Source organism: Pseudomonas hygromyciniae (assembly GCF_016925675.1).
Classification (GTDB): Bacteria; Pseudomonadota; Gammaproteobacteria; order Pseudomonadales; family Pseudomonadaceae; genus Aquipseudomonas; species Aquipseudomonas hygromyciniae.
Window position 1 is genome coordinate 5,184,696 of record NZ_CP070506.1, and the last position, 13,114, is coordinate 5,197,809.

At 61.3% G+C, this 13,114-nt stretch carries 13 protein-coding genes; 4 read left to right on the forward strand and 9 right to left on the reverse strand.

Annotated features, from left to right (window positions below; genetic code table 11):
• Positions 1-23 precede the first annotated feature (23 nt).
• From JTY93_RS23215 to JTY93_RS23230, 4 genes are all read left to right on the forward strand, one after another.
• Positions 24-629: an LPS-assembly lipoprotein LptE gene (locus JTY93_RS23215; protein ID WP_205478456.1), complete on the forward strand. Its 606-nt coding sequence runs from the start codon at positions 24-26 to the stop codon at positions 627-629.
• Between the two features lie 39 nt (positions 630-668).
• Entirely contained in the window at positions 669-1,706 is a 1,038-nt protein-coding gene (holA, locus tag JTY93_RS23220; RefSeq protein ID WP_205478454.1) for a DNA polymerase III subunit delta, read from the forward strand.
• 237 nt (positions 1,707-1,943) lie between these two features.
• Positions 1,944-2,108 carry an alternative ribosome rescue factor ArfA gene (arfA, locus tag JTY93_RS23225; RefSeq protein ID WP_003176285.1) on the forward strand — a complete coding sequence of 55 codons (165 nt, stop codon included), beginning with the start codon at positions 1,944-1,946 and terminating at the stop codon, positions 2,106-2,108.
• Positions 2,109-2,169: 61 nt separating this feature from the next.
• On the forward strand, positions 2,170-3,495 hold the full coding sequence (locus JTY93_RS23230; RefSeq protein ID WP_205478718.1) for a lytic murein transglycosylase: 1,326 nt from the start codon (positions 2,170-2,172) through the stop codon (positions 3,493-3,495).
• 98 nt (positions 3,496-3,593) lie between these two features.
• Here the strand turns inward: JTY93_RS23230 and JTY93_RS23235 are convergent, their stop codons facing one another.
• The 9 genes from JTY93_RS23235 to mrdA all read right to left on the reverse strand — a co-directional run bounded on the left by JTY93_RS23235 (position 3,594) and on the right by mrdA (position 13,111).
• Positions 3,594-4,526, reverse strand: a complete 933-nt coding sequence (locus JTY93_RS23235) for a S66 peptidase family protein (protein ID WP_205478719.1) — start codon at positions 4,524-4,526, stop codon at positions 3,594-3,596.
• Between the two features lie 155 nt (positions 4,527-4,681).
• A complete protein-coding gene (gene lipA / locus JTY93_RS23240; RefSeq protein ID WP_057444888.1) occupies positions 4,682-5,683 on the reverse strand; it encodes a lipoyl synthase in 1,002 nt (333 codons plus the stop codon).
• A 25-nt stretch (positions 5,684-5,708) separates the two neighbouring features.
• On the reverse strand, positions 5,709-6,356 hold the full coding sequence (gene lipB / locus JTY93_RS23245) for a lipoyl(octanoyl) transferase LipB (RefSeq protein ID WP_205478721.1): 648 nt from the start codon (positions 6,354-6,356) through the stop codon (positions 5,709-5,711).
• Complete coding sequence (locus JTY93_RS23250; protein WP_205478723.1) at positions 6,356-6,631, reverse strand: DUF493 domain-containing protein; 276 nt, start codon at positions 6,629-6,631, stop codon at positions 6,356-6,358. Before JTY93_RS23250 ends, lipB begins: the two co-directional genes overlap by 1 nt.
• Positions 6,632-6,716: 85 nt before the next feature.
• Positions 6,717-7,874: a D-alanyl-D-alanine carboxypeptidase family protein gene (locus tag JTY93_RS23255; RefSeq protein WP_029292257.1), complete on the reverse strand. Its 1,158-nt coding sequence runs from the start codon at positions 7,872-7,874 to the stop codon at positions 6,717-6,719.
• Between the two features lie 183 nt (positions 7,875-8,057).
• Complete coding sequence (locus tag JTY93_RS23260; RefSeq protein ID WP_205478725.1) at positions 8,058-9,053, reverse strand: septal ring lytic transglycosylase RlpA family protein; 996 nt, start codon at positions 9,051-9,053, stop codon at positions 8,058-8,060.
• A complete protein-coding gene (mltB, locus tag JTY93_RS23265; protein WP_205518914.1) occupies positions 9,053-10,063 on the reverse strand; it encodes a lytic murein transglycosylase B in 1,011 nt (336 codons plus the stop codon). Before mltB ends, JTY93_RS23260 begins: the two co-directional genes overlap by 1 nt.
• A 17-nt stretch (positions 10,064-10,080) precedes the next feature.
• Positions 10,081-11,184: a rod shape-determining protein RodA gene (gene rodA / locus JTY93_RS23270; RefSeq protein WP_205478746.1), complete on the reverse strand. Its 1,104-nt coding sequence runs from the start codon at positions 11,182-11,184 to the stop codon at positions 10,081-10,083.
• Between the two features lie 31 nt (positions 11,185-11,215).
• Complete coding sequence (gene mrdA, locus JTY93_RS23275) at positions 11,216-13,111, reverse strand: penicillin-binding protein 2 (RefSeq protein WP_205478732.1); 1,896 nt, start codon at positions 13,109-13,111, stop codon at positions 11,216-11,218.
• Positions 13,112-13,114 lie beyond the last annotated feature (3 nt).

Consider the following 13,114-nt stretch of genomic DNA (forward strand, 5'->3'; position numbering starts at 1 on the left):
ATGGTTTCAAGGGGAGCAATAAAATGATCAAACGCAACCTGCTGGTTATGGGCCTTGCCGTACTGCTGAGCGCTTGCGGCTTCCAGCTGCGCGGCACCGGCACCACGGAACTGGCGATCAAGGAACTGGATGTCAGCGCACGCAACGCCTATGGCGAAACCGTGACTCAACTGCGCCAAACCCTGGAAAACAGCGGCGTCAAAGTCTATCCCGGAGCGGCTTACAAGCTGGTGCTGGTCGATGAGAAAGAAACCCAGCGTAATATCAGCTACGCCAGTGCCGGCCGCTCTTCCGATCTGGAAATGAGCAGCGTGCTCGTATTCCAAATCCAGGGCCACGACCAATTGCCACTGATCAACGACAAGTTGCAAGTGCAGAAAGTGGTGAGCTATGACGGCAACAATATGGTCGGCTCCGACACCGAGGTCAGCCAGGTGCGCAATGAAATGCGCCGTGACCTGGTCCAGCGCATGGTCATGCGCCTGCAGATGATCAGCCCGGCCCAACTGGATGCTCTGCAGCAGACTGCCGACGCCAAGGCCAAGGCGGATGCAGAGGCGCTGAAAGCCGCGCAGGACTATGAAAACAGCATCCCCAAGCAATCGCCTGTTGAAGTCCCTGCCGAGTAAACCAGACGGGGCGCGTCAAGCGCCCCGTTCATCCTGCCTATGAAACTCGCTCCCGCCCAACTCGCCAAACACCTGCAAGGCAGCCTCGCGCCTGTGTACATCATCAGTGGCGATGATCCACTGCTGTGCCAGGAAGCCGCCGACACCATTCGCCAAGCTGCGCGCCAGCAAGGCTTTGATGAACGCCAGGTGTTCAGCGCCGACGCCAGCTTCGACTGGGGTACCCTGCTCCAGGCTGGGGCCAGCATGTCGTTGTTTGCCGAAAAACGCCTGCTGGAACTGCGCCTGCCCTCGGGCAAGCCTGGGGATAAAGGCGCGGCAGCCCTGATGGAATACTGTTCACGCCCCGCCGAGGACACGCTGCTGTTGATCAGCTTGCCCAAGCTCGATGGCAGTGCGCAGAAAACCAAATGGGGCAAGGCCTTGGTGGAAGGGGCGCAAACCCAGCTCATCCAGATCTGGCCGGTCGATAGCAGCCAGTTGCCACAATGGATTCGTCAACGCCTGTCGCAAGCTGGGCTATCGGCCACCCAGGATGCTGTCGAACTGATTGCTGCTCGGGTCGAGGGCAACCTGCTGGCCGCCGCCCAGGAAATCGAAAAGCTCAAGCTGATGGCCGAAGACGGGCAGATTACCGTCGAAACCGTGCAGGGAGCGGTGGCCGACAGTGCGCGTTTTGACGTGTTCGGGTTGGTGGACGCGATCCTCAATGGCGAGCCGGCGCATGCCCTGCGCATGCTCGAAGGGCTGCGCGGCGAAGGCGTGGAACCGCCAGTGATTCTCTGGGCCCTGGCCCGCGAACTGCGCGTGCTGGCCAATATTGCCCTGCAATACAGCCAGGGCACGCCACTGGACAAATGTTTCAGCCAGGCCCGCCCGCCGATCTGGGACAAGCGCAAGCCCCTGATGAGCAAGGCGCTGCAACGGCACTCGGCGCAACGCTGGGCGCAACTGTTACTCGAGGCACAGCGCATCGATGCACAGATCAAGGGCCAGGCTGCAGGATCGCCGTGGATGAGCTTGAGCCGTTTGTCGCTGCTCATGTCCGGCCAGCGCCTGACACTGCCTGCCGAATAATAAATTCCCCAGAGCAACACAAAACCAATGTGGGAGCGGGCTTGCTCGCGAAGGCGCAGTGTCAGTCAATGGATCAGGTGACTGACACTCCGCCTTCGCGAGCAAGCCCGCTCCCACACAAACCGGCATTTCACATTCAGACCGAGGCCATGTCCTACATCGCGCCGGGCTGGACAGCCGGCCAACTTCGGCAGATGATTTGCACCGCATTACCCACCCCATCGGAGAGTCCCGATCATGAGCAAAAAGCCATCCAAGCATGGCCCCAACAAGGCCAAATCCATCATCGCCCAGCCGTTGTTCCGCAGTCGCCAGGAACGAGCCGGCAAAGGCAAAGGCAGCTACCGCCGCGAAGCCTTCCAGTCTAATAGCTGGGAGGCTTCTTACTTTCTGGCTGCCTGAAGGCAAGCGCCCCTCTGGCATGATAAGGTCTGCACCTGATTCGTATTTCCTGGACCTGTGCATGCCCTCTAGTCTTTCCCGTCGTTGGCACCTTCGCCAATTGATTGCTGCCTCCAGCCTGATCCTGTTAGTCGCCTGCGCCGAAAAACCCACCGCCGCCGACGCTCAGCCCCTACCCACGCTCCAGACCGCACCGGTTGCCGCACCCGCCGTAGTTGCGCCCCTGGCCGTGACCAATCTCGATATCCAGCCGACCCAGACCTTCGCCCAATGGCAGGCAGGTTTTCGCGTCGAGGCCCTCAAGGCCGGCATTACCCCTGCGGTGTTTGATACAGCATTCGCCAACGTCACCCCCGACATGGCAGTCATCCGCGCCGATCGCAGCCAACCGGAGTTTTCCCGCCCGGTCTGGGAATACCTCAACGGCGCCTTGTCGCCACTACGCGTGCGCAATGGCCAGGCGTTGCTGATCAAACACGCCGATATCCTGCAAAGCATCGAACAACGCTACGGCGTCGATCGCCAGGTGCTGGTCTCGGTGTGGGGCATGGAGAGTAACTTCGGCACGTTCCAGGGCAACAACTCGGTGATCCGCTCGCTGGCGACCCTGGCCTACGAAGGCCGCCGCCCGGCATTCGCCCAGGCGCAGTTGCTGGCCGCGCTGCAAATCATCCAGCACGGCGATATCCCGGCCGAGCAGATGCGCGGTTCCTGGGCCGGTGCCATGGGCCAGACTCAGTTCATTCCAACCACCTATAACACCCACGCGGTGGACTTCGATGGCGACGGTCGCCGCGATATCTGGAATAGCTCGGCCGACGCCCTCGCTTCCACCGCGCACTACCTGCAGAGCTCGGGCTGGCAGAAAGGCCAGCCCTGGGGTTTTGAGGTGCAACAGTTACCCGTGAGCTTCGATTACGCGCTGGCCGATGGCGTGGTACGCAAGCCAGTGGGCGAATGGTTGAGACTGGGGCTGCAGGTGCCCGCCGGTGCCAGCGTACCGCCCAATGTAGATACGCTGTCCGCTGCCCTTCTGCTGCCGGCAGGCCACCGTGGTCCGGCATTCCTGGTGCTGGATAACTTCCGTGCGATCCTCAAGTACAACAACTCGTCGTCCTACGCCCTGGCGGTCGGCCTGTTGTCCGAGCGTTTTGGCGGGGGCGGCGTGATTCGTGGGGATTGGCCAACGGACGAACTGCCACTGACCCGCTCCCAGCGTATCGAGTTGCAGACGGTGTTGAGTGCCAAGGGTTATGAGGCGGGCAACCCGGATGGGATCATCGGTGCCAATACGCGCAAGGCGATTCGTGCGGCGCAGCAGTCGTTGGGCTGGCCGGCGGATGGGTACCCGACGGTGAAGTTGCTGGAATCCTTGCAAAGCCGCTAGAACTGCGTAAAGCGGCTACCGCCTTCGCGAGCAAGCCCGCTCCCACAGGGGCAAATGCGGGCTTGCTGGCGATAACGGCCTGACAGACGACTAAATACTCAGGCCCTGAGCACCACATCCTGCTCCAGCACCAACCGCTGTTCCCCCGCATCCAGGCGCACCAAAGCGCCCATCGGTAAGGTCAGGTTCGGGTCGCAATGCCCGCTGCGCCAGCCGGACAGGACCGGGATGCATAACGGTGCGAACGTCTGTTTCAGCAGCCTGTCCAGCGCCGCGCTATCTACCCCCGCTACATCCCCCACCAGCACACCGCGAACCTGCGCCAACTTGCCTGCCAGTCGCAAATGCGTCAGCAGGCGGTCGATACGGTAGATCGGTTCGTTGACGTCTTCGATAAACAGGATGATGCCCTCGGCATCGATTTCGAACGGTGTGCCCATCACGGCCGCGATCATCGACAGGTTGCCACCCAGCAGGCGCCCACAAGCGATGCCAGGTTCGATGGTGGTCAACGGGTAGGCCGCCGGATGCGCCAGCACACTACCGGCACCTAGTTGCCCACGCAGCAGGCTGAACAGCGATGACTCAGTGGGTGGTTGTTTGTCGCCCAGCAGATCAGCATTGAGCATTGGGCCATGGAAGGTCACAAAACCGGCGTAGCGGCTGATTGCCAGATGCAGCGCGGTGATATCGCTGTAGCCGACGAAGGGCTTAGGATTGGCGGCCAGCAGCTCGAAATCCACGCTGTCGAGTAAGCGTGGGGTGCCATAGCCACCGCGCAGGCAGAAGATGGCGTCGATATCAGGGTCAGCGAAGGCCGCGTGCAGGTCGCGCAGACGTACTTCATCGCTGCCGGCCAGGTAGCCGTCGCGCTCGTACACCCCCGAGAAAATCCGCAGCTCGTAGCCGCGGGTACGCATCCATTGCCCGGCCTTCTCAACATCCAGCGCGGCGGGGCCTGCGGGGGCGATGAGGCCGATCACGCCTTCGGCGCGTAGGGCGGGGACGACGGTGGCAGGAGGGTTAGTCATCCTTGGTTCTCCCTATTCTGTACAGCGTAACGAACTGTGGGAGCGGGCTTGCCCGCGATAGCATCACCTCGGCGCAACTGATACACCGGGGCGTCTGCATCGCGGGCAAGCCCGCTCCCACACAAGCCCGCATTCCACATTGATTGCGGTGCGGCTTACGAAACCAGGCTCGCCTTGACCAGCTTGGCCTGCTCGTCGGCGTGGTACGACGAACGCACCAGCGGGCCCGACGCAACGTTCTTGAAGCCCATCTTGTAGCCTTCTTCGGCAAACCAGGCAAAGGTGTCCGGGTGTACGAAGCGCTGCACCGGCAAGTGGCTGCGCGACGGCTGCAGGTACTGACCCAGGGTCAGCATGTCGATGTCGTGTTCGCGCATGCGCTTCATGACTTCGATCACTTCCTCGTCGGTTTCGCCCAGGCCCAGCATCAGACCGGACTTGGTCGGGATGTGCGGCATCATCTGCTTGAATTTCTGCAGCAGGGTCAGCGACCACTGGTAGTCCGAACCCGGACGCGCGGCCTTGTACAGGCGCGGCACGGTTTCCAGGTTGTGGTTGAACACATCTGGCGGCTCGGCAGCGGTGATTTCCAGGGCGACATCCATGCGGCCACGGTAGTCCGGGACCAGGGTCTCGAGCATCACGTTCGGCGACAATTTGCGGATTTCGCGAATGCAGTCGGCAAAGTGCTGGGCACCGCCGTCGCGCAGGTCATCACGGTCTACCGAGGTGATCACCACGTACTTGAGTTTCAGGTCGGCAATGGCGATGGCCAGGCTTTCTGGCTCGTTGACGTCCAGTGGCTTCGGCCGGCCATGGCCAACGTCGCAGAACGGGCAACGACGGGTGCAGATGTCACCCATGATCATGAAGGTGGCGGTGCCGCCGGAGAAGCATTCGCCCAGGTTCGGGCAGGAGGCTTCTTCGCACACGCTGTGCAGCTTGTGTTTGCGCAGCAGGGCCTTGATACGGTCGACTTCCGGAGAAACCGGGATGCGCACGCGGATCCAGTCGGGCTTTTTCGGCAGTTCGGTGGTCGGAATGATCTTCACCGGGATGCGTGCAACCTTCTCGGCGCCGCGCAGCTTGACGCCGGCTTCCACCTTGGCACGCGGAGCCGGGGCCGGACGTTCGGTAATGTCCAGCGTCGGGATCATGGTTTGCACAACATCAGTAGTCATATCAGTCGATTCCGCCCGTCAGGGTCGTCTGCTCAGCATAGTCGAGGTGTTTGACGAGCTGCGCGCGCAGCCGGGCACTTACCTCGGCAAATTCTATGGGTGTTGCGTGATCGCTCAACTGGGTCATGGCCAAACCGGCGTAACCACAGGGATTGATCCGGCGAAACGGCGCCAGGTCCATGTCCACGTTCAGGGCCAGGCCATGAAAGGAACAACCATGGCGGATGCGCAGGCCCAGGGAGGCGATTTTCGCGCCGTCGACATACACACCAGGTGCATCGGGCTTGGCCGTCGCCGCTACACCGTAGCTGGCCAAGAGTTCGATCAGGCAGTTTTCCATGCGACTGACCAGCTCGCGCACGCCATAACCCAGCTTGCGCACATCCAGCAGCAAATAAGCCACCAGTTGCCCGGGCCCATGGTAAGTCACTTGACCACCTCGGTCGACCTGCACCACCGCAATATCACCCGGAAGTAGTAGATGCTCAGCCTTACCGGCCTGGCCCTGGGTGAATACCGGCGGGTGCTCCACCAACCAGACTTCATCAGGAGCCGAAGTGCCGCGCTCATTGGTGAAGCGCTGCATGGCGTGCCAGACGGGCTCGTAGGCCATCTGGCCGAGCTCGCGAAAGCCCAGGACCTGTGACATCACAACACCATGTGTACGAAACCGGTGGCTCGCAGTGCGCTATTGATGTCGTAGAGCTGGTCTTGATCGGTTGCAACGATGTGCAACTGGATCGTGGTGTATTTGCCGGTAGAGCTGGAGCGCTCATCCACTCGCTGATCGTTGATCGTAGCGTGCTTGCGCACGATTTCGAGGATCAGGTCTTTACGGCCTACACCGGTATCGCTGATCACCTTGATGGGATAGTCCACCACCGGGAATTCGATCTTTGGCGCCTTTACTTCTTTATCGGTCATGGCGTAACGGCCTCGTAAGCGGTAAGCCGTGGCGACGAGCAAAGCCCCGCGTCGGATCAACGCGGGGCTTTGCGGGTGCACACAATCAGTTGAACAAGCCGTAGAAGAATAGACGGATGCTATCCCACACGCGACGGAAGATACCACCTTCCTCAACAGCGTCGAGTGCGATCAGATCGGCGCTGTGTACGACTTTGTCGTCCAGCTTCACTTCGACTTTACCGATCACATCGCCCTTGGCGATAGGCGCGGTCAGTTGTGGGTTCATGGTCATGCTGGCAGCCAGTTTCTTCAGCTGGCCTTTAGGCATGGTCAGGGTCAGGTCATCAGCCAGGCCGGCCTTGACTTGACGCTCGGTACCTTTCCAGACCGGAGCCTGGGCCAGTTCAGCGCCCTTCTGGTAGAAGGTCTGGGTTTCGAAGAAACGGAAACCGTAGGTCAGCAGCTTCTGAGTCTCGGCGGCACGAGCCTGCTCGCTGTTGGTGCCGAAGACCACGGCGATCAGGCGCTGGCCGTCACGCACAGCCGAAGACACCATGCAGTAGCCGGCTTCGTCGGTGTGGCCGGTTTTCAGGCCATCCACAGTCTTGTCACGCCACAGCAGCAGGTTGCGGTTAGGCTGCTTGATGTTGTTCCAGAAGAACTCTTTCTGGGAGTAGATGGCGTAGTGCACCGGGTCGACACGAATGATCGCGCGCGCCAGGATCGCCATGTCATGGGCCGACGAGTAGTGGTCTGGGTTCGGCAGGCCGGTCGGGTTCATGAAGTGGCTGTTGGTCATGCCCAGGTCAGTCACGGTTTTATTCATCATGTCGGCGAATGCATCTTCGCTGCCAGCAATGTGCTCAGCCAGGGCGACGCTAGCGTCGTTGCCGGACTGGATGATGATGCCGTGCAGCAGGTCGCTGACAGTTACCTGGGAGCCGACCTTGATGAACATCCGCGAACCGCCGGTACGCCAGGCGTTTTCGCTGACGGTCACCGGATCGTTTTCACCGATCTGGCCGCGACGGATTTCCAGGGTCGCGATGTAGGCGGTCATCAGCTTGGTCAGGCTGGCCGGCGGCAGGCGCTGGTCACCATTGTTTTCGACCAGCACGTTGCCGCTGGCGGCATCCATGAGCACGTAGGACTTGGCAGCCAGTTGCGGTGGCGCTGGCATCATTTCGACGGCCCAGGCAGCGGGCGCGATGATCAGCGGGACAAGCAGGCACAGGCGTTTGGCTAAGGTGGTGATGTTCATCCGTCTCTCGAAATTGCTTATGGAAACTTGCCCTCGCGGGCAAAACTATTCAGACAACCCGTTGCCAGGCTGTCGCGTATTCAGTTGCCAGCTCAACCCTTGCCTTCGGGTTTTTATTATTCGACGAGCCTACAACCAGGGCCCCGGCACGCAAGCGCGCCAGCACCCTAGATCCGCTACTGCTTATTCGGCGCTGACCACGCTGGGCTGACCCAGGTTGGCCAATCGCACGCTGTTCTGCACCTGGGCAATCTCGCCCGCCGAGCCCAGGGGGCCCAGGCGTACCCGGTGCAGGGTCTGTTGGTTACGCACGATGGAGCTGATAAACACTGGCGCGCTGACCATCCCGCTGAGCTTGGACCTTAACAGTTCTGCCGCATCCGGGTTGGCGAAAGCGCCGACTTGCAGGTATTGCCCGCCCGCCGCGTTGCCCGGCGCCGCCTGTGGCACGGCCACGACTGGCGCGGCGTGTTGCTGGGGCGGCGGCGTCCACTGCTCGACCTTGCCCGCCGAAGCGGTGATCTGCGGTTGCGCGCTTTGTGGTTCGTTGAGCATCAATGGCGCCGGTTTGCCGCGCTGGGCCCAGTACTGGGCCGGGTCGATGCCTTCGACCTTGACCCGCGCCGTGCCGGATTCGGCATAGCCGAGTTTTTTCGCGGCAGCGTAGGACAAGTCGATGATTCGATCGGAATAGAACGGCCCACGGTCGTTGACCCGCAGGATCACCGTGCGGTTGTTGTCCAGGTTGGTCACGCGCACATAGGCAGGCAGCGGCAGGGTCTTGTGTGCCGCGCTCATGCCGTACAGGTCATACACCTCGCCGTTGGCGGTGTTCTGGCCGTGGAACTTGGTGCCGTACCAGGACGCCGTGCCCGACTGCACGTAGTTCTTGGACTCTTGCAGCGGGAAGTAAGTCTTGCCCAGCACCGTGTAGGGGTTGGCTTTGTAGTTGCCGGTATGCAGGGTCGGCGTGGCATCCGGGATACGCGAGACGTCGACGTCCCACCACGGCGCGCCGTCCTTGTGGGCCCGGTTGATGTCCAGCCCCGGCTGCGCGCGGACTACCGGGCCACCGGCCTTCTGCACCGGCGCTCGGCTGGTGGAGCAACTGACAACCAGCAAGGACAATGCGGCTAGCGCCACCAGCTTGAGCGGTTTATTGATCGGCGATACCCGCATTACTTGACGCCCCGTGCTTGAACCAGCATGTCTGACAGCTGATGCACGGCCATGGCGTACATCACACTGCGGTTATAACGCGTGATTGCGTAAAAATTCTTCAGGCCCATCCAATATTCCGGGCCGTCTGCACCTTCCAGGCGGAAGGCGGTAACCGGCATATCATCGCGCAGCGCATCATGACTTGACCAGCCCAGCGCCCGCAACTCCCCGACGGTTTTCACCGGCTCGATGCCCTGGGTCAGGCCCTCATCGGCGCGATCGCCCGTGACGTCCGCACGGATCACCACCGGTTCGCCACCTACCCAGCCATGACGCTTGAAGTAACTGGCAACGCTGCCAATGGCATCATCGGGGTTGCTCCAGATATTGATATGGCCATCACCGTCAAAATCCACGGCATAGGCGCGAAAGCTGCTGGGCATGAATTGGGGTAGGCCCATGGCACCGGCGTAGGAGCCTTTGAGGGTCAATGGGTCGACCTGCTCTTCACGGGCCAGCAGCAGGAACTCACGCAGTTCCTTGCGGAAGAATTCGGCGCGGGGCGGGTAATCGAAGCCCAGGGTCGACAAGGCGTCGATCACCCGGTAACTGCCGGTATTGCGCCCATAAAAAGTTTCTACGCCGATGATCGACACGATCACCTGGGCAGGCACGCCGTATTCCTGCTCGGCGCGGGCCAGCACGGCCTCGTGCTGCCGCCAGAAGTCCACACCCCGCGCTATACGTGCGTCGGTAAGGAACATCGGGCGATAGTCCTTCCACTGTTTAACGCGCTCGGCAGGGCGAGAAATGGCGTCGAGTATCGCCTGCTTGCGCTGGGCCTCGCGGAACACGCCCATCAGTTGTTCGCCGGCAAAACCATAGTCACGGGTCATCTCACCGACAAATTCGGCGACCTGGGGCGAGCCGTCGTAATCGCCGGCCAGGGCTGGCTGTGAAGCGCCAAAGGCGCCCAGCAGGCCCAGACAGGACGCGTATCGAGCAGCCCAGCCGCGCATTGCTTGCATTGACATCTTCACCTTATTCAAACCTGTGCGATCCACTTGCGATGGGTATGGATCGACATCAAAACCCCAAACGCTGACAGTAATGTCACCAGCGAAGTTCCGCCGTAGCTAATGAACGGCAACGGCACCCCAACCACCGGCAGCAGGCCACTGACCATACCGATGTTGACGAAAACGTAAACAAAAAAAGTCATTGTCAGCGCACCGGCGAGCAATTTGCCGAACAGCGTCTGCGCTTGCGCGGTAATCACCAGGCCGCGCCCGATCAACAGCAAGTAGATCAACAGCAGTGCGCAGATGCCCACCAGGCCGAACTCCTCACCCATCACCGCAATAATAAAGTCAGTGTGGCTTTCCGGCAGGAAGTCCAGGTGCGACTGGGTGCCCAGCAGCCAGCCCTTGCCAAACACCCCGCCGGAACCGATGGCGGCTTTGGACTGGATGATATTCCACCCGGTGCCCAGCGGATCGCTCTCGGGATCGAGGAACGTCAGGACCCGCTGCTTCTGATAGTCATGCATGAAAAAGAACCACATGGCGACAGCCACTGGCACGGCCGCCACCAGCACGCTGACGATCCAGCGCCAGCGCAGGCCGCCCATGAACAGCACGAACGCACCGCCGGCGAGGATCAGCAGGCCGGTGCCGAGGTCGGGCTGGCGCACAATCAGGATGAAGGGGATGCCGATCAGGATCAGGCTGATCCCCACATGCTTGAGCTGCGGCGGCAAGGTGCGCTTGGCCAGGTACCAGGCGATGGTGGCCGGCATCAGGATCTTCATGAATTCCGACGGCTGGAAGCGAATCACCCCAGGGATATTGATCCAGCGGGTGGCGCCCATGGCGTTATGCCCCATGACGTCCACCACCACCAGCAACAGTACGCCGGCGACGTATCCCAGCGGCACCCAGCGCGCCATGAAACGCGGCTCCAGCTGGGCGATCACCACCATCGACAACAGACCCAAACCAAATGACGACGCCTGCTTGATCAACAGATCCCAGTTCTTGCCACTGGCCGAATACAACACGAACAGGCTGCCGGCCGCCAGGGTCAGCAGCAGGATCAGCAACGGGCCATCAATGTGCAAGCGCTGCAACAAAGTGGCGCGGCGACGCATCACATCCTCACTGGAGAGAATGCGATCAAAATTACTCTTCACGGGCCGTAGCCTCCGCGCTTGAAGGGTTGGCAAACTCAGGCTTGAGCTTGCCGTCCGGGTCCAGCAACCAGGCGTCCATGATCTGGCGCACCACCGGGGCGGCCACACCGGAACCGGACTCGCCGTTCTCGACCATCACCGCCACGGTGATCTTCGGGTTGTCGGCCGGGGCAAAACCGACGAACAAGGCGTGGTCGCGATGGCGTTCCTGGACCTTGGAGCGGTCGTATTTCTCGCCCTGCTTGATTGCCACCACTTGGGCGGTCCCGCTCTTGCCGGCAATCCGGTACTGCGCACCAACGGCCGCCTTGCGCGCCGTACCCCGGGCGCCATGCATCACTTGTTGCATGCCGTGGTTGACCTTGGCCCAGTCGGACGGGTCGCGCAGGATGATGTCCGCAATCGGGTTTTCATCCACCGGCTTTTCACCCTCGATGGTCTTGGCCAGATGCGGGCGAATCCACTTGCCCTTGCTGGCCACCAGTGCCGTAGCCTGGGCCAACTGCAAAGGGGTGGCCTGCATGTAGCCCTGACCGATCCCCAGGATCAGCGTCTCGCCCGGGAACCAGGCCTGGCGACGGGTTGCGCGCTTCCACTCCCGGGAAGGCATCAGGCCTGGGGATTCTTCAAACATGTCCAGGGACACTTTCTGACCCAGGCCAAACTTGCCCATGTAGGTCGACAAACGATCAATCCCCAGCTTATGGGCCAGGTCATAGAAGTAGGTGTCGTTGGAGCGCATGATCGCCGTGTCCAGGTCCACATAGCCGTCGCCGGTACGGTTCCAGTTACGGTACTTGTGATCGTAATTGGGCAGCATGTAATAGCCCGGATCGTAGACCCGGCTGGAGGCCGTGACCACACCCGCGTCCAGGCCAGCAATCGCCACCGCTGGCTTGATGGTCGAACCCGGTGGATACAGACCGCGCAGCACTCGGTTGAACAGCGGTCGATCAATGGAGTCGCGCAACTCGGCATAGGCCTTGAAGCTGATCCCCGTCACGAACAGGTTGGGGTCGAAACTCGGCTGACTGACCATCGCCAGGACCTCGCCGGTGTTCGGATCCAACGCCACCACCGCTCCGCGACGCCCGCCGAGGGCCATTTCTGCGGCCTCCTGCAGCTTGATATCCAGGCTCAGGACAATGTCCTTGCCGGGAATCGGGTCAGTCCGCTTGAGCACCCGCAGCACGCGGCCACGGGCGTTGGTCTCGACTTCCTCGTAACCCACCTGACCGTGCAACTGCGGCTCGTAGAAGCGCTCGATACCGGTCTTGCCGATATGGTGGGTGCCGCTGTAATTGACCGGATCGAGGGTTTTGAGCTCTTTCTCGTTGATCCGCCCCATGTAACCCACCGAGTGGGCAAAGTGCGCCCCTTGCGGATAATGGCGCACCAACTGCGCCACCACTTCCACGCCCGGCAGGCGGAACTGGTTCACCGCGATCCTGGCGATCTGCTCTTCGGTCAGCTCAAACAGGATCGGCACCGGTTCAAACGGGCGCCGCCCCTGCTTCATGCGCTTCTCGAAGATCAGCCGATCTTCCGGCGTCAGCTGCAGCACCTCGACAATCACATCGAGGACCTGCGGCCAATCACCGGAGCGTTCGCGGGTCATGCTCAGGCTGAAACTGGGCCGGTTATCGGCGATCACCACGCCATTTCGGTCGAAAATCAAGCCACGGGTCGGCGGAATCGGTTGCACATGCACCCGGTTGTTTTCCGACAACGTGGAGTGATACTCGTACTGAATCACCTGCAGGTAATACAGACGGGCGATCAACACGCACATCAACGCCACCACCGCGATAGCGCCAAAGATCACCCGCGCGCGTACAAGGCGTGCGTCTTTCTCGTGGTCCTTGATGCGGATCGGCTGGGTCATCAG